The 16,585-nt window shown below is 58.5% G+C and carries 19 protein-coding genes and 2 pseudogenes; 12 read left to right on the top strand and 9 right to left on the bottom strand.

Annotation, left to right across the window (positions count from 1 at the left end; all coding sequences use genetic code 11):
- Positions 1–12: 12 nt before the first annotated feature.
- The 4 genes and pseudogenes from P1L40_RS06185 to P1L40_RS06170 all read left to right on the top strand — a co-directional run.
- Positions 13–336: pseudogene (locus tag P1L40_RS06185) on the top strand (GTP cyclohydrolase I); the annotation flags it as partial.
- A gap of 82 nt (positions 337–418) precedes the next feature.
- Positions 419–1,120 carry a 7-cyano-7-deazaguanine synthase QueC gene (gene queC / locus P1L40_RS06180; RefSeq protein ID WP_284010453.1) on the top strand — a complete coding sequence of 234 codons (702 nt, stop codon included), beginning with the start codon at positions 419–421 and terminating at the stop codon, positions 1,118–1,120.
- Between the two features lie 570 nt (positions 1,121–1,690).
- Positions 1,691–2,047, top strand: a complete 357-nt coding sequence (locus P1L40_RS06175) for a toxin-antitoxin system TumE family protein (RefSeq protein ID WP_284010452.1) — start codon at positions 1,691–1,693, stop codon at positions 2,045–2,047.
- Between the two features lie 13 nt (positions 2,048–2,060).
- Positions 2,061–2,441 (top strand): HVO_A0114 family putative DNA-binding protein, encoded by a 381-nt coding sequence (locus P1L40_RS06170; protein ID WP_284010451.1) that lies wholly within the window; start codon positions 2,061–2,063, stop codon positions 2,439–2,441.
- 205 nt (positions 2,442–2,646) lie between these two features.
- On the opposite strand, the gene P1L40_RS06165 is transcribed toward P1L40_RS06170, so the two are convergent.
- Complete coding sequence (locus P1L40_RS06165) at positions 2,647–2,892, bottom strand: type II toxin-antitoxin system HicA family toxin (protein WP_284010450.1); 246 nt, start codon at positions 2,890–2,892, stop codon at positions 2,647–2,649.
- Position 2,893: 1 nt separating this feature from the next.
- Positions 2,894–3,142 carry a type II toxin-antitoxin system HicB family antitoxin gene (locus tag P1L40_RS06160; protein ID WP_284010449.1) on the bottom strand — a complete coding sequence of 83 codons (249 nt, stop codon included), beginning with the start codon at positions 3,140–3,142 and terminating at the stop codon, positions 2,894–2,896.
- Between the two features lie 307 nt (positions 3,143–3,449).
- On the opposite strand from P1L40_RS06160, the pseudogene P1L40_RS23490 reads away from it, so the two are divergent.
- The 4 genes and pseudogenes from P1L40_RS23490 (at position 3,450) to P1L40_RS06140 (ending at position 7,392) form a co-directional block, all read left to right on the top strand.
- Positions 3,450–4,328: pseudogene (locus tag P1L40_RS23490) on the top strand (DUF7351 domain-containing protein).
- A 198-nt stretch (positions 4,329–4,526) separates the two neighbouring features.
- Entirely contained in the window at positions 4,527–5,228 is a 702-nt protein-coding gene (locus P1L40_RS06150; RefSeq protein WP_284010447.1) for a class I SAM-dependent methyltransferase, read from the top strand.
- A gap of 278 nt (positions 5,229–5,506) precedes the next feature.
- Complete coding sequence (locus tag P1L40_RS06145; RefSeq protein WP_284010446.1) at positions 5,507–6,994, top strand: serine hydrolase domain-containing protein; 1,488 nt, start codon at positions 5,507–5,509, stop codon at positions 6,992–6,994.
- The gene (locus tag P1L40_RS06140) at positions 6,991–7,392 is read left to right on the top strand and encodes a hypothetical protein (protein ID WP_284010445.1); all 402 of its coding nucleotides are present in this window, start codon (positions 6,991–6,993) and stop codon (positions 7,390–7,392) included. The genes P1L40_RS06145 and P1L40_RS06140 overlap by 4 nt, the downstream gene beginning before the upstream one ends.
- Before the next feature lie 108 nt (positions 7,393–7,500).
- On the opposite strand, the gene P1L40_RS06135 is transcribed toward P1L40_RS06140, so the two are convergent.
- Positions 7,501–8,292 (bottom strand): alpha/beta fold hydrolase, encoded by a 792-nt coding sequence (locus tag P1L40_RS06135; protein ID WP_284010444.1) that lies wholly within the window; start codon positions 8,290–8,292, stop codon positions 7,501–7,503.
- A 212-nt stretch (positions 8,293–8,504) separates the two neighbouring features.
- On the opposite strand from P1L40_RS06135, the gene P1L40_RS06130 reads away from it, so the two are divergent.
- The 3 genes from P1L40_RS06130 (at position 8,505) to P1L40_RS06120 (ending at position 11,255) form a co-directional block, all read left to right on the top strand.
- Positions 8,505–9,191 (top strand): helix-turn-helix domain-containing protein, encoded by a 687-nt coding sequence (locus P1L40_RS06130; protein ID WP_284010443.1) that lies wholly within the window; start codon positions 8,505–8,507, stop codon positions 9,189–9,191.
- A gap of 91 nt (positions 9,192–9,282) precedes the next feature.
- Entirely contained in the window at positions 9,283–10,341 is a 1,059-nt protein-coding gene (locus P1L40_RS06125) for an ABC transporter ATP-binding protein (protein ID WP_284010442.1), read from the top strand.
- Positions 10,338–11,255, top strand: coding sequence for an ABC transporter permease (locus P1L40_RS06120; protein ID WP_284010441.1), 918 nt, complete (start codon positions 10,338–10,340; stop codon positions 11,253–11,255). The genes P1L40_RS06125 and P1L40_RS06120 overlap by 4 nt, the downstream gene beginning before the upstream one ends.
- Positions 11,256–11,311: 56 nt before the next feature.
- Here the strand turns inward: P1L40_RS06120 and P1L40_RS06115 are convergent, their stop codons facing one another.
- Positions 11,312–11,662 carry a type II toxin-antitoxin system PemK/MazF family toxin gene (locus P1L40_RS06115; RefSeq protein ID WP_284010440.1) on the bottom strand — a complete coding sequence of 117 codons (351 nt, stop codon included), beginning with the start codon at positions 11,660–11,662 and terminating at the stop codon, positions 11,312–11,314.
- A 15-nt stretch (positions 11,663–11,677) separates the two neighbouring features.
- Positions 11,678–11,947 (bottom strand): AbrB/MazE/SpoVT family DNA-binding domain-containing protein, encoded by a 270-nt coding sequence (locus P1L40_RS06110; RefSeq protein ID WP_284010439.1) that lies wholly within the window; start codon positions 11,945–11,947, stop codon positions 11,678–11,680.
- A gap of 210 nt (positions 11,948–12,157) precedes the next feature.
- Here P1L40_RS06110 and P1L40_RS06105 point away from each other — a divergent pair, with 210 nt between their 5' ends.
- A complete protein-coding gene (locus tag P1L40_RS06105) occupies positions 12,158–13,114 on the top strand; it encodes an ArdC-like ssDNA-binding domain-containing protein (RefSeq protein ID WP_284010438.1) in 957 nt (318 codons plus the stop codon).
- 21 nt (positions 13,115–13,135) lie between these two features.
- Here the strand turns inward: P1L40_RS06105 and P1L40_RS06100 are convergent, their stop codons facing one another.
- From P1L40_RS06100 to P1L40_RS06085, 4 genes are all read right to left on the bottom strand, one after another.
- Positions 13,136–14,191 carry a TrmB family transcriptional regulator gene (locus tag P1L40_RS06100; RefSeq protein WP_284010437.1) on the bottom strand — a complete coding sequence of 352 codons (1,056 nt, stop codon included), beginning with the start codon at positions 14,189–14,191 and terminating at the stop codon, positions 13,136–13,138.
- Between the two features lie 25 nt (positions 14,192–14,216).
- A complete protein-coding gene (locus tag P1L40_RS06095) occupies positions 14,217–15,377 on the bottom strand; it encodes an ABC transporter ATP-binding protein (protein ID WP_284010436.1) in 1,161 nt (386 codons plus the stop codon).
- Between the two features lie 62 nt (positions 15,378–15,439).
- A complete protein-coding gene (locus tag P1L40_RS06090) occupies positions 15,440–15,889 on the bottom strand; it encodes a hypothetical protein (RefSeq protein ID WP_284010435.1) in 450 nt (149 codons plus the stop codon).
- Positions 15,886–16,578: a DUF624 domain-containing protein gene (locus P1L40_RS06085; RefSeq protein WP_284010434.1), complete on the bottom strand. Its 693-nt coding sequence runs from the start codon at positions 16,576–16,578 to the stop codon at positions 15,886–15,888. The genes P1L40_RS06090 and P1L40_RS06085 overlap by 4 nt, the downstream gene beginning before the upstream one ends.
- Between the last annotated feature and the right edge of the window lie 7 nt (positions 16,579–16,585).

Here is a 16,585-nt window from a genome sequence, read left to right as displayed (position 1 = left end):
TCTGGGTCTCGCTTGGAGGAGAAACCGGCCCTCCGGACTTTCGAAGCGAGCGGTAACGACTTCGTTGTCAAGACTGGAATACCGGTCTACAGTCTCTGTGAGCATCACCTCCTTCCCTACTTCGGGACGGCTACCGTTGCGTACCGGCCGGATGGTGACGTTGTCGGCCTTTCAAAATCATCCCGGTATGTTCGCTGGCAGTCTCGTCAGCTCACGATGCAGGAGCAGTTGACACAAGACATTGTGCATGGTCTCAGCGACGAAGTCGGTGCAGAGGCTGTTCTCGTGGAGATCTCAGCCACACATCTCTGTGAAGCGATGCGCGGTGTCGAAACGCAGACTGAAACCGTGACGAGAGCGGTGGCCGGTGAGCCAACTGAAGAGGAACGGCAGCGTTTCAATGAGGCGAGCAATCAATATGCCACAAGAATCACGAGCGGTCGTACTTGCATCGGGTGGAATGGACAGCGCCACTGCTGCGGCAGTAGCGAAGAAAGCTGGCAAGGATTTGCACATGCTGCACACGTCCTATGGCCAGCGGACAGAGGCGAAAGAGTTGGAGTGTGCAAAAGCGCAGGCTGACTATTTTGAGGCGACGGACTTCCTGCACCTCACTACGGACCACCTCTCGAAAATCGGCGAGTCGAGTCTGACCGATAATGATGTCGAGGTTGAAGACGCCGATTTGGAAAGTGAGGAGGTGCCAAGTTCGTATGTCCCGTTCCGGAATTCGAATCTGCTCTCGATGGCAGTCTCCTATGCTGAAGCGAATGAGTGTGGTTCAGTGTACATTGGAGCGCACTCAGAGGACTTCTCGGGGTATCCCGACTGTCGACCACAATTCTTCGAGGCGTTCCAGCAAGTGGTTGATGTGGGGACGAAAGACGAGACTGACATTTCGATTGAAGCACCGTTTACTAACTGGTCGAAAACCGATATTGCTGAACGCGGTCTCGAACTCGGTGTCCCGTATGAGCACTCTTGGAGTTGCTATCGGGATGAAGCACCAGCCTGTGGTACCTGTGATGCATGCGCGTTCCGTCTACAGGCGTTTCAGCGAATTGGTGAGATGGATCCAATCGACTATACGGAGCGACCCGATTACGTCACTCAGGCTTAGATAGACTCTGGTCCCAAGACGCTATTAGCGCCTATTTTATGCGAGCCAGAAGAGCGAGGCTCGAAAATGAAACAGACACTCATACTGAGAGATAGCGACGGTGATGAGCGAGAAATCACTGAAAAGCAACATCCTGAGTGGGGACAACTTGGCGACCCATGCCCAGAATGTGGGACAACGGAATATCGGCACTTCACAGCAGAAGGAGGCCGGTACGGAATGCAACAAGGTGCAGTAGTTCGCCGTAGTGATTATTGGGGAACTGAACGTTCACTGATGACCCAGTGCCTGTCATGCAAACTGGTGCTTTACCGACACCCAGCATTCAGTCTCCTGTATGATGCAACAGAGGAGTAGCATGTAGCAGAATGGTGCTATTCAATATATGAACCAGAAGATGGGTTCTGTCTATTCAAGCAACCACTACAGCATCCTGCGACAATGGTCGTGATTCTCCTCCTATAGCGAATCAGTACATAGCCGAATCACTCAGTACAGCGTTGTCTCTATAGCGTTGTTTGAGGAACCAACACTCCTATATCGTTGGCCACAAAACCAACATAGTACCGGATGGAACCAACGGCCGACGATCTCGATGGATACGACAACGCTACAGTGTACGAAGATGGGACCGTCATTCGCGTGTCGATCCGGCGGACGGACGACGATGCCTATCCATCGGGATGGCGATACACGCTTCACTACGGAGCGCTGACCGCCGGTTCCGAGACACTCGACGACGGGACGATCCGTCGCTACGATAACTCACACGAGGATACGAAAGGCCACGAATTACACGTCGCTCCCGACCCGGAACCCGAGTTCGTCGAGTTCCCTGGCATCGAGGACCTTTACGAACGGTTCTGGGACGAGATTCCGAAGCCAAGATTCGGTCCATCCGACGACAACGGTGATACCAATGACTGAACAGAACGTACTCGTGGTCACGGTCGACGACGAGACCAATCCGTACGAAGAAGGCCTTGAAGCAGTCCAGACACTCAAAGAGGGGAAACACCTCGACCGGCCAGCCACTGTCCGGTTCCCGAATGAGAGCCAGCTGACCGACGTGTTCAACGAGCGGACGTACACGCTCTTGCGCGTTATCAGAGATGAAGAACCCGAAAGCATTCGCGAGACAGCGCGACTGGTCGGCCGTGACAAAAAGAACGTCCACGAAGAACTGACGACACTCGAAGCGCTGGGCGTCATCCGCTTCCAGACTGTCGGGCAGGCAAAGAAGCCAGTGTTCCCCTACGATGATCTCGTCGTCTCGCCGCTTGCTCACGACCCCGGAGACGGGGCCACTGCCGCTCCCTGAGATTTGTGTTCTCCCGGGCATCTGAAATACGCCCATTTACCCCATTCGCGCCTACAAATGAGCCGCCGGATAGGAATCAGAAGCTATCCGAAACTGTCTCGTTCCCGGTATTGTGGAACAGAATATGCCAAGGGAAGTCTGGTCGTGACTATCGCCGGAATCACGCAGTCGGGTCAGTAGTACCAACCGATAGCCGGTCTGCAGGTCACGCCGTCTCGTCGACCCATCGGCAAAACTCGTGAAACTCCTCGGCGCCGCACTGGTCGGCAATATCTTGGAGCGTCCCAGTGGGAATGGGATCGGCTTTCGGAACCGTCACGGTCCGAATCTCGCCAGTGTCGGGATTCTCATACCGAAGTGTTGTGTGACTTCCCTTTCCGCCGACCGGGACATAGCCGTGTTTGGTCAGTGTCTTCAGCACCTCGTCAGAGGAGAACGTCGTCCGAACCACACTATTCCCACGGCGGCGGGCCGGCCTCGCCAATCTCGACGTCGATACCCTGCTCCCGGAGATACGCCTCGGGATCGTCGATGGGGTCGCCCTCGCCGCGGTGTGAATCTAGTGCGTCGGCGAGCTGTCGAAGCGCCTCCGCCTCAGTGTCGCCGAACGACGCAACGCCCGACTCCAGGTGTCGGGCCGTCACCCGGCCGTCGTCCTCCTCGACGAACTCGACACCGTCAGGGGCGGATACAGTTGCCATATGTGTTCATACGCGCCAATCGGCCTAAGTGTTCGGGACGTGGTGTCACTTCAGAAACTCATCAGCCGAGTATAGCGCTCGGGCGTGAGGGAACGAACTGATTCTGCTTGACTGGTCGTGATTATCCCAGCATGCAGGTAGATTCTCGGGGAGTCTGAATACTAATCACTGCCACCAAGCTACCAGCAGTCAGAGAGGTGTCCACCGCCCCCTATCCGGGGTTTCAGTACACCACTGCACTAACAGTAGATACGGAAGACAATGTCTGAGCGTTGTTCGGCTACGGATATCTTTCGACTGCTCGCTGATGACACTCGGGTCGATATTCTTCGAGCTATCGCCGTCGCCCAGTTCGAACTTGACGGGGGTCGGGACGGGGGCTGCTGAACTCGCGTTTTCTGAGATTTACGACCACGTAGATGTGGAAAATACATCGAAGCTGTCGTACCATCTCGGCGAACTCACCGGGACGTATCTACGCAAAACCGACGATGGGTATTCACTGTCCCACGCTGGTGAGCGGATTGTCCGATTCATACTGTCCGAGAATTATGAGCAACCCGATTCGTTCGGCCCTGAACCGGTCGATAGAACCTGTGTCTTCTGTGGCGAGGCGGCATCGGAAGCGAGACTCTCACATCAGTTTTTCCGTATCGACTGTACGGCTTGTGAGCAACAGGTGACGGGACAACCGATTACGCCAGCACAGGTGCGGACGCGGGACGGAAAGTCGCTCGTATAGAGCGTCAAGTTACGCAGTGCGGAGACCGCAAGGCAAATCCGGCGGGAGATGTGTCCAGAGTGTGGTGCACAGCTGTCTGCCAAGGTAGTCGCGGTACCCGAAAGTCCGTTGCCCGATGCGGATTCGTTCGTGGTGATGAGTACTTGTGAGGAGTGCCTCCGAGAGTACAACAGCCCGTTGACCTACAGTGTCGTCTATCATCCGGCATCGATCTCCTTCCATCGGGAGCGTGGAGTCGATGTGATGACGCGGGGTATCTGGGAGTTCCACAGAAACGTCTACGAGGGCCGGTGGACATCAGAACAGACGGCCTCTGATCCCAATGAGTACGAAGTCGTATTGCGCCACGGAGACGACGCAGTTCGACTCTATCTCGATTCGACTGCAACAGTAGAGCGGACGGTGCGCGTGCGAGGCGAGAGCGGTGAGTTTCGACGTGCCTGACAATATTATTACGAAAGCGGCGTTGAGCAGACAGTCGTGTTCGGCGAGCGGTTCTCCAGATATCGGTGGTAATCGAGTAGTGTTGGGCCTTTCTGCTCAACTCGGATTTTGTAGCAGATCCGACTATTTATCAAACATTCAATAATTTCATCCGTGTCGCTAGTCCGACCCATACTCGCGGTCAGCGGAGGTTCACCCATGGAATCAAGCAATCCCCACGACCCGGCGGGCGGGCAGCATCGAACACACAGCGAATACACCGACCAATTGCAGTCGGCCCGGCAACACTCGAAGACGTCCGAGGAAATCGCCGAAGCGTACGCAGATGTGGCTGACAAACTCGCTCGGTGGCAGGAACTCGACCGGCTCTTCGCCGGTCGGTATCGTCACACCCAGTTCGAACAAGCTAACGGCCGAGTGCTCGATGTCGCCTGTGGCACCGGGCGGAACTTCCGCTATCTCGAGTCGGCGGTCGAGGTCGTCGGCATCGACATCAGCAACGCTATGCTCACCCACGCTCGCGACGAACTCGATAGACTCGGACTGGACGGGACTGTCCAGCAGATGGACACCCAGGCACTCAAACTCCCCGACGACAGCTTCGATACCGTCATCTCGTCGTTTTCGACGTGTACGTTCCCGGACCCAATTGCGGCGCTCCACGAGATGGAACGAGTCTGTACCCCAGAGGGCGAGATACTACTGCTCGAACATAGCCGCAGCGACGTTGCGCCGCTGGCTTGGCTCCAGGACCGGCGTGCAGAGTCCCACTACGAGAAGAACGGTTGCCGACTGAACCACGAGCCACGTGCGACCGTCGAGGCGGCCGGCCTCACGGTCGAAAACGCCTCGACGGCGTTTTTCGGTCTCGTCACTGCTATCGATGCGACGCTTCGGTGACCTCCAATGAGTACGTATCCAACAGCGGACTGGGTGATGAATCGCTGCGACCATGGCTACCCAGACAGATGACGTGGCCCAACTGCTCCACGACAGACGACGGCACCGATGGAACCACGAGACGGTCGTTCCTCGCCGGTCTCGGGCTCCTCGGCTTCGGAACGGTAGCCGGCCGGACAAGAGCCACGACCACCGCCCAGAGCACTATTTCGCAAACACAGGCAGGCGACAGCCTATCCACGGACCGGGATGAACTCGAAGCAGTCGTCGACGATGTGATGGCCAAGCGAATCGGGACCACGACGCCGGGAGCCGCTGTCGCCATCGTCTCCGGAGACAGACCCGTTCTGACCAAAGGATACGGCGCTGCTGACGTCGACGCAGACGTTCCGGTTCGGGCTGACGAGACGGTGTTCCGGGTCGGTTCGGTCGGGAAGCTCGCCACCTACACTGCTGTCATGCAGGGTGTCGAACGTGGCGTTCTCGATCTCGATGCTGACGTCAACAGCTATCTCGGCGACTCCGCTGTCACGGTCCCAGACACCTACGACGAGCCAGTGACGCTCCGGTACCTCGGTACGCACACCGCAGGGTTCGAGTCGACGCTCGACCCCGACATCGTCGCCGACCCAGCCGCGGTCGACTCGCTGGGAACCGTACTGTCCGAGCAGCAGCGCTCGCGTATCTGTCCGCCCGGAGAACTCGTCGGCTACTCGAACTACGGCGCAGCGCTCGCCGGACATGTGGTCGCCCAGGCCCACGAGACGACCTTCGAGGAGTACGTGCAGTCCGAACTCTTCGGCCCGCTCGGGATGACCCACAGCACGTTCGCCCAGCCCATCCCCGATGACCAGCCCGGCAACCTCGCTACACCGCACGTCCGTGACGATGGAGCGTTTACGCCTGCGGACGACGTGTACATCAACATGCGTCCTGCGGGCTCGCTGAGTGCAACGGCAACGGACATGGCGTCGTTCATCAGCGCACACCTCGGGAACGGCGCAGTCGGGGATGTGCGGATACTCGACGCAGAGACAGCCGAGACGATGCACAGTCGCCACCATGTGCGCCACCCCGCAGTCACGAATTGGCGGTACGGCTTCCACGAGTACGGGAATCCGGATGCCAACTGTATCGCCCACTCGGGCGCGACCATCAACTTCACGAGCTACCTCCTGCTCGCACCGGACCACGACGTCGGGGTTTTCGTCGCCTACAACAGTAACCCGAGTGACGGGCCGAAGGCTGTCGTCGACGAAATCGTCGCGGAGTACGACCTGCAGCCGGAACCCGCGACGCCAACACCGACGTCGAGACCGGGAAGCCCGGAGCGCGCAGAAACCGTCGCTGGCGAGTACAGCCTCTCGTCGCTCCCACAGAGCGGCCCGCTGCAGGTCGCCGATCGACTTGCGCACCTGACCGTCGAACCCGCAACTGACGGTCGCCTGCAAACGAGAACCCTCGAAGGAGACACCAGAAAATGGGTCGAGACCGAGCCGTACGTGTACGAGGAGGTCGGTGGGCAGGATGTCCTCGCATTCGAGCTTACCGATGGCGACGTGGACGTGCTGAATATGAGTAGCGAACCGACTGGCGTCTATCAGCCGGTGCCGTTTCAGGAACGCCAGCTCGTCACCGGGGCTGTCCTCGGGACGGCAGTATCTGGCTTTGGACTCTCGCTTGTCGGCTGGGCCGGCCAGAGTGCCTGGCGTCGGCTGACGCAGAATGTCACCCAGGATACCCAACGCATGGAGAACGAAGCATGACTGATACGGAGCTATCTCAGCACCGGAGTGAACAGGCACAAGATAGCTACAGCGGGCTCACCCACGGCGTCAATCGTCGACTGACCAGTCCCGCCTGGCTGGCCCGTGCTACAGCCGTTGTATTGTGTGCGCTTTCTATCGGGTTCGTCGGGCTCTTCACGGTCGTTCTGGAGACCGGTGGGGACCTCACGCTCATTACCCGACCACTCCAAATGCGACTCGCGCTCGTTCTCCCGTATCTCATAGCGGGATGTGCACTCGGGACGACTGTCGGTGCACTGCTGGGGTGGCGGTATCGCTACTGGTCACTGCGTGTACGTATTCATCAGACTGTACTGGCGATACTAGGCCTCGGGTTCAGTTGGCAGCTCTCGACCCTCGGATTTCTCGTCGTGTAAGTGCTACCCGACCGTATCAAAGTTTCAGATGGATTCTGGTCGGTACGGTCAGTAAAACGGTAGCCGAGGTGGACTACAAGATTAGTTGCAGTGTGAACCCGCTACTGGCTATCTATTGAGGAACGCATCGGCTTCCGCTGCGATTCGTTCCGGTGCTTCACCTGGCCCGCTGTGGCTGACACCGTCGAATTCGACCAAGCGGCTGTGTGGCAACGCCTTGTGGACGTTGCGAGCGCTCTCGCGGAGGAAATCCGGTCCGTTCGTCCCCGTCAGCACGAGCACGGGCCCCGTGACATCGAGCGTGTCCGGAAGCTGGTACTGTTCGACGGCACGATTCATCCGGACAACCTCTTCGGCGAGTTCCACACAGCCGGGCCAGACCGGCCACTCGGCCAACCAGCCATCAAGGTTGTCGATTCCATCGGGGTGCAGGACCTGTTCGACGTATCGTTTCACAGCTTCTTCTCGTTCGCCCTCGTCGAGGAGTTTCGCCATTCGGTCGGCGAGATTCGCCTGCTGCCGGTAGCCCTCTGGGAGCACAGCCGGTTCGTACGCGATAACTGCATCGACGGCTGCCTCGGTTGCCGCTTCGACTGCCGTCAGCGCACCGAACGAGTGACCGAAGAGAATTGGATCACCGTCGATGGCGTCGACGAGGCTGCGGACGTACTGGACCTCTCGGTGCAGTACATCCTCGGCACTCGTCTCCTCTGGGTCGTCGAGGCACGTGCCAAAGCCCGGCCGCTGTGGAATCACGGCGGCGTACTCTTCGAAATGTGGCACGACTGGCTGCCAGTACTGCCGCGGAGCCATTCCGCCGTGAAGGCAGATCAGTGGTTGTCCGTCGCCGTGTCGTTCGTAAGCTATCTCCGAGCTATCTATGGAATTGGTCGTCGCCATACACTGTTTCGTTCCTGGCCGACGTGGCTAAGCCATGCTCTCAGCCATTGGGCCATTTATACGTGCGTAGACGACAAGGGGAGCGCCCCTCACCGTCACGCTGGAGCCGATCGTGGGAAGAGCGGAGCGGCTGAAAGGCATGGAACCCGCTGAACGTCCCAATTCGGCTATCTTTTCGACACCCCCATTACAATCGGTCGAAAGAACGACACATGGGACTCGTCGCTGAGTTCGAGATCGATTGCGAGGCGTTACCGCTTGCTGGCGTGGCGGCAGCCGTTCCCGACGCGACACTTGTCCTCAACATGCAGTTCAACCACGGGAACCGGCCTCTGTTTCTCGTCACGGTCCAGGGCGGGTCACAGACGGCCGTCGAGAAGGCCCTCACGGACGCGTACGACGTGGGGGAGTGGACACTCATCGGTCAGGCCGGAGACACCAGCCGGTATCAGGTGCTCCCGGCGTTCGGTCTGGAGGAACAACTCGGTGAGCATCTCGACGATCTCGATGGTCTCGAAGCCCTCGCTACTGCCGACGCTATCATCGAACGGATAGCCGTAGTCCCAGGGGGATGGCGACAGACCGGTTGGTTCGCCAGCCGGGACGCGTTCAGCAAGTTCTCCTCGTTCTGGCAGCAAAACGCCGGTTTCCGGTTACATCGGCTCACCAGAGATGGCGAGTCAGAACCATCGGGTGATGGGCTCACCGACCGGCAACACGAGGCACTCCGAATCGCGTACGAGCGAGGCTATTTCGATATCCCGCGTCAGGCCTCCTTGGAAGATGTGGCCGAGGAACTGGGTATCACTCCCTCCTCAGTTTCTGAACGACTGCGGCGAGCGCAGACCCAGCTCATCGAGGAAACGGTCGCGACGACGTGGCCGCCCCTCCCGAACTGACGGGAGCGACTCACCTCGCCGGGAGGGACTTAAAGGGCCCCACTAATTGGAGCATCGCCTACCGGACTCCGTCGTGGTGTGGTAGGTGCCTATGGCATTGCAACAGGCACCACACCGATCCGATACCGAGACGGACTCCTCGAAGCGTCACACTGCTATCGGCGCCGAGGATGTCCACGTAACGTACGATGATGGCACCGAAGCCGTACAGGGCGTCTCGCTCGACGTCGAAGACGGCGAGTTCTTCGGCTTTCTGGGCCCGAACGGGGCCGGCAAGACCACGACTATCAAGACCCTCGTCACGCTGTTGCACCCGACCGAGGGATCGGTCCGAATCAACGGCTACGACACGAAGACGCAACCACAGGCTGTGCGCGAATCCATCGGCTACATGGCTCAGGAAACGAGTATCGACTTCGAACTCACACCGCGGGAGAACCTGCGCGTCGCCTGTCGGATGTACGGCGTTCCCAGCGAAGACCGCGAGGGGCGAATCGAGGAACTGCTTGACCTCGTCGACTTGCAAGATGTTGCAGACAAGCGAGCAGAGACGTTCTCGGGCGGTATGCAGAAGCGCCTCGATACCGCGACTGTCCTCGTCCATCGCCCACCCGTGGTGTTCCTCGACGAGCCCACAACCGGTCTCGACCCAGAAGCACGGCTCCGGGTCTGGAACTACTTCGAGAAGATCAACGACCGCGGCACGACGGTGTTTCTGACAACGCAGTATCTCGAAGAGGCGAACGAACTGTGTGACCGCCTCGCTATCCTTCAGGATGGCCAAATCACTCATACGGGGACCCCAGACGAACTCAAATCAGCCATCGGGACCGAGACGGTCACGCTAACACTGCAAGACCCCTCCGAGGCAAACCAACGCCGTGCGATGGATACCGTCCGTCGTCTCAGTACTCTCGACGCCGTGGCTATCGAACGGACCGCCGACGGCCTGACCATCGAAGCGGACAACGTTCGGTCGGTCACGAGCGACCTGTTCACCGAGCTGGCCGCGGCGACCATCACCATCACTGATTTCGACATCCAATCGCCGACGCTCGACGATGTCTTTCTCACGCTGGCTGGTGAGGACGACGTCGGGGCGAACGGCGCCGCAAGTGACGCGGTCCGTGCCCAGGAGGCGAGTCGATGAGCTCCGTTACCGACAGTCCGGGCAGCGTCGACAGTGACTCGGCACAGCGGGCGTCGGGGAACAGCGCCGTAACCGACGCACGAATCAGCTTCAAGCGGTGGCTCGTCAAGACCTCGCGCAATCCCTTCGTGACCTTTTCTTCTCTGGTCCAGCCGATTATCTTCTTCGTCCTGATGGCCGAAGTCCTCGGTGCAATCGCCGGCGGCGCCGTGAGCCAGTCGGTACAGAGCGGCGTCTCGTACGTGACGTATCTCACGCCGGCGATAATCATCCAGTCGGCGCTGGCTGCCGCTGCTGTCTCCGGTATCGGACTGGTCGACGATATGGAGACGGGGATGTTCGATAAGACCCTGCTTTCCCCGATGCATCGAAGCGCGATGTTTCTCGGCAAAATGCTGTCGGAGGTGGTCCGAATCACCGTTCAGACAGGAATCATCCTCGGCCTCGGATACCTGATGTTGGTTCTCAAACCGGGCGCATCGCCGGAGCAGTATCTCCAGACCGGTCCGGTTGGTATCCTCGCTATGTTCGCCGTGACGGTGATATTCGGCGGCGTCTTCATGGCCTACTCCAATATTATCGCGCTCGTCACCCGCGACCGGGAAGCCACGGTGATGATTGCAAACCTCCTGACGTTCCCGCTACTGTTCATTTCCAGTGCGTTTGTCCCACTCGAACTGCTTCCAAACTGGATTCAAGCAGTCGCCGTCGCTAATCCGATCACCTACGGCGTCGACGGCATCCGAGCGCTCATGCTCGGCCAGGACGTGCTGTCGGTCTTCGAGGTGACGGCGTTCACCGCGCTCTGGAACACGGTCATTCCGGCTGTCGCTGTGCTTCTCGGGTTCAACGTCGCTCTGGGCGGCGTTGCCGTTTCGCTCCTCAAGCGAGCCTCAAAGTCGGAAGTCCAGTAACAAGTCCTTTCTAACACTTCTCTATTTAGTATAGGCTATAAATGACAGAAATTTTCTCAAATACCGAGACTATCTTTGATTGCCGAGTCAATTTTCACCATGTCTGATGACGGGACAGATCCAATGTTCTTTTTCACATGTTCGTCGATGTCGACAACCCGGATTTGACTTAGATCTGCCACTGAACCGTGATCGAGGGCAGTATCCGAAGCCAGTACTTCCACCTCGAACGGGTACGTGTCGCCGGACGTGTACTGCTTTGTGAATGGAGCGATGATGGTTGTCGGTGAGTACTGATTCCCAACATCGTTCTGGATGACAACACAGGGCCGGCTCTTTCCTTGCTGCTCACTCCCTTTTGTGGGGTTCAGTTCGACGATGACAATGTCGCCGCGGCGTACCTGCACACTTGACTCCAGAGTTCACTCGCTCCAACCGGGTGCGTCACCGAGATGTCCGGTTGCTTCTGAAGACGCCTCTTCCATTTCTTCAGCCAGCTCACGAGACCGCTCGGCTCTCTTTCGATATCCTTCAGCAAGCCGTTCCTCATCTGTGGGCGGTTTGATTATGATCTCGTCATTCACTTCGACGAACTCGACTTCGTCACCGCCCTCGATGCCACGACGGTCCCGCAGTTCCTTCGGAATCGTCACCTGCCCCCGATCTCCGACTTTCCGTTTGTGTTCGGACATATGTATTCATACTTTTTTCATACTGGTATAGATGTCGGTGGCACATTCAATTTGCACAAGTACTGATCGGCTGATTCGTCCCAGTAGCTCTGAAAACAGCGCTGCTCTCTGACAGCCTGTGACAGCGCCCTCAAGCAGTACAGCAGCGGGATTTTCTGCCCCCAAGGGAAGTGCGGGGTCGTGCCCGAGAGCGCGATCTGACACAGAACGATGTCGACGATACAGAGCAACCTCCCCGACCAGGAGCACAGCCAGCAGACCACTACCTTCGACGATTCGGACAGCCGTGCCGACGACATGCGTGATCGCCTCAACGGGTGGGTCGAGGACCTCGCTGACCTCACTGACGAGGCCCAGGCCAGCGAGCAGTTCCAGCGCTGGCTGGACGTCCAGTCGAAGTTCCATGACTACTCGGCGCGGAACACGCTGCTGATCAAGATGCAATGTCCCGAGGCGACCCGCGTCGCGGGGTACAACACCTGGAAAAACGAGTTCGACCGCTACGTCCAGGAAGGCGAGTCAGCCATCTGGATCTGGGCACCCATCATCACAAACAAGTGTCCCGGCTGCGGGAACTCGCCGTCGTATCACGAGAACACTGACTGTGAGTACGACGAGACCGACCCCGACGAGTGGTCCCGCGGACTGGTTGGATTCCGACCAGCCAGCGTCTTCGACATCTCCCAGACCGAGGGCAAGCCACTGCCCGAACTGGAGACCGAGACCTACGGCGACCCGGCAGGACTCGTCGAGGACCTCCTGGCTGCGACCGACGAGATCGGCATCGACGCCCAGCTCGTCGACTCCGACGAGTGGGATCACGGAGCCGCAAAGGGCGTCTGTTCGCGCCGGAGCGTGACGACGACCAATCCCGTGGTCGAGGTGAAGCACCAGGACAACCGAGCGGCAGTCGCGAGCGTGCTCATCCACGAGTTCGCACACGCCCAGCTCCACTTCGACGTTGGGGACGACACGGTGCGGGACAAGCGTGAGGTCGAGGCCGAGGCCGTCGCCTACATCGTCAGTCGACACTTCGGGCTGGACCCCGACAACTCGGCGTTCTATCTCGCGGCCTGGGATGGGGAGGCAGCCGAAACGCTACGGAACCGGCTGGACCGGATCTCCTCGACGGCAGCGGATCTCATCGACGCTGTCGGGGAGAATTAAGACAGAGTACCGATCCTCACATCAAGCAATCGACTCCACAACGAACCGCCTGCCTTCAATATCTTCTAACATGGCTCCCCAGCCACCGATATTAAATGTCCCTTCGGCAGTCTCCATTTCGATGGATGCTTCTTCAGTAAACGTAGCAAGTGCTGGTCCGTTTTCTCCGGGAGTATACGTGATATCGACGACGGTGCCTGTGAGTCGTTTCTCCACTCCTTCAGTCTGGAGTTGTCCATGTACCGTGAGTATGATCTTCTTCCCAGTATCGAACGCTGTGTAGATATCTCTGATGCATTCTCGGATATTGGTGTAAACCCGCGGCGTTCCAGTTTCACGCCCCGAATAGATCGTCGGCCACGGCTCCCAGAACGCCGTCTGGAAATACCAATCCACCATATGAGAAAGGGAATAGTCGTTGATGAGAAGTCCATACCGTTGTGCCGGGTGAACCGATTCGGCGGGCGTGAAGCAAGCTGATAGACGATCGACCAATACCAAGAATGGAGTCGGAAGCCGGCGGTGTCTCACTTCGGTCACAACACCTTCGAAATCGAAGTCTGGTGGTTCCTCGACACCGGTGATAGTCGCCTTGATGACCACACCACGGTCGTGTGCGCTGACCAGTGCCGATTTGAGCGTTTGGTATTGGTCTGGTGTTAGTGCAGTCTGAATCTCGTTTTTCGCATCCTCGATCTTCTCTGCGGCCCGGTCGAAGACGGAGTCGGCGGGTCGAATAACGCTCACTTGGTGGTTTTCGACTGTCGGCTCTTCCCATCGATCCTCAAGTTCCGACCCTGCATCGGCGACTGTTTCGGCGTATGCATCGAGTTTTTCGATGATCTCGGCAGGGTCTCGAGCGCGTGCGCGCAGGCTGTCCTCTTCGTAGGTCTCGACGTACCCACTCCCTTCGAGATTCCGGAGCACATCGTAGATGCGAGCTTGTGGCACACCACTGGCGTTGGCGATCTCCGTCGCCGATGCGCTCCCTAACTCGAGTACGGTAATATAAGCCTCGGCTTCGTACTGCGTGAGACCGACGTCTTCGAGCGTCGATCGGAGCGTCTCCGTGTCCATCGCCTAATGTTGGTTGACGCCGTGATTAAATTGTGACGCCTTCTGGGAGGGATTCAGTCTCAACTGCGCGGTTGAAGATTGTCGTCCCCGAGTCCGTCTCGAAGGCGTGGATCCGGTCGTGCGGGAACCGGAGGCGTACATCCTGTCCCAGGGAGATGTTGTAGGACCCGTCGACAGAGGCAACCATCTCGGTTCCGCCGACACGGACGTGCAGGAGGTTTTCCCGGCCCATCGGTTCGACAACCTCGACAGTAGCAGGAACAGTAGCTGGTCCCGAGGAACTCGCTAGTTCGATATCTTCCGGCCGGATTCCCAGTGTGACTGACGATACAGGACCGATTTTCTCGGTCTGCTGGTCGGTGAATCCGTATTCGATTCCATCGCCAGTTCCGATACTGTTTGCAGTATCGTATGTCAGGTCCAGGAAATTCATACTGGGGGAGCCGATAAATCCTGCGACGAACCGATTGGCTGGTTCGTGGTAACACTCTAGCGGTGTCCCCAGTTGTTGGAGCTGCCCGTCGTTGAGGACGGCAATACGATCTCCCATTGTCATCGCTTCGGTCTGGTCGTGAGTCACGTAGACTGTGGCGACACCGAGCTGCTCGTGGAGTTGTTGAAGCTCCGTTCGCATTTCCGTGCGGAGCTTGGCATCGAGGTTCGAGAGGGGCTCGTCCATCAGGAATACCTGCGGCTCGCGGACGATGGCCCGCCCCAGCGCGACGCGTTGTTTTTGTCCGCCCGAGAGCGCGCCGGGTCGGCGTTCGAGCAGTTCTGAGATACTCAGCATCTCGGCAGTCTCGGAGACTCGACTATCGATCTCGGCGTCTTCGAGTTCCGTCGTCATCTCCAGCCCGAAGCGCATATTCTCCTGGACAGTCTTGTGCGGGTACAACGCGTAGTTTTGGAACACCATCGCGATGTTCCGGTCTTTGGGCTTCTTGTCGTTGACGACCGTCCCACCGACACTGATCTCACCGTCGCTGATCTCTTCGAGACCGGCGAGCAGTCGGAGTGTGGTCGATTTTCCACAGCCCGATGGGCCAACTAATACGAGGAATTCGCCCTCTCGAACGGAGATATCGAGGTCGTCGACGGCGACGACATCACCGTCGTCGGAGTCGAACACTTTTGTGACGCCGTCGTACTCGACGGCCGGTAGTTGTCGCTGTTCAGCACTCGCCATGTTCTATCATGACTGTCATACCGAGGCGCCATAATAGTTACTACTGGAGTAGTGAGGGCTGTTCAAGGGCTGAAACCGACCAACCACGGTATGAAATCCGAGGACAGATACAGAAACCACTGCACTGTCCAGGATACTCCGAGCCATAGCAGTCCCCAGGGTGCGGAGACGACGACCGGCCGGACAGGCCAGCGTGCCCCAACGTGTGTCATCTCACGAGGATAGACGTAATCCGTCACGAAGTGCAGTGCCATTCCGAGCGTGACGAAGTGTATCGCAGTCGCAGCAAGCGGCGAAAGCAGGCTGACGGACTCCAGACCAGCAAACATGACTGCTGGCAACAGGAACGTATGGAGTGCCCACGAGCGGTGGACATGTTCGCGGAGCGCATCCAGTTCCGGGAGGACTGTCCCAGCGACCAATGGCACAGCGAACAAAGGATGGTGTCCGATGATGACAGCAAGAAATGCGACTGGAACTGCGCTGGCCACGTGAATCTCGCGTCGTGTCATCCTTTCTCCCCAACTCGGAGTTGTCCCTGGTAGGCGCGGACGACTCTGAGCGCTCCGTCACCGGTGGTTTCCTCGTACGTAACCACTTCGAGGACACCCAACAAACCGGGCAGCAGGACCACGACAGCCACGCCCAGCCCGGAACAGAGCAGGAGTAGCAGTGCCGCGAACAGGACGTGCAACACAGTAAACGACGGTGTTTCGACGAGCAAGAGACCGCTGTCCCACAGCGCTTGTTTGGGGACTGTAGCCCCCGTTCTAACGACGAGTGATGCCGCCCTGAAGACACCAACGAGTGTTACGACGGTCGCGTAGAGCCCGACGATGGTTCCGATGAGTAGCGTCCCACTCTGGTTGGCGATAGCGAGGCTGGCGTACCAGCCTGTCGAGACGGCCACTGCGAGCAGCGGCAGACCGAGAACGAACCCAAGTCGAAACTGGTCGACAAATGTTGTTTTGAACCGGCTGAGACGATCTCGTTCGGTGATTTTTCCCCCTGCTGCTTCGCCTGTCACGCCAGCCGTCTGCGCCGCGACGAGCGCGAGGATAGCTGGCCCAACGGTGACAATCGGGAGGGCCGCAACGGAGAAGACCAGACTTAGTACGACGACGCTAGTCAGGTCCGAATACGCTACTCTCCCGAATGCAGCCAACGTCCCTGTCGGGTCCAGTCTGGGCCGGTCAGTCATAGCGTCA

Source organism: Haloarcula pelagica (genome assembly GCF_030127105.1).
Classification (GTDB): domain Archaea; phylum Halobacteriota; class Halobacteria; order Halobacteriales; family Haloarculaceae; genus Haloarcula; species Haloarcula pelagica.
This window is presented reverse-complemented; position numbering and strand designations above follow the sequence as displayed.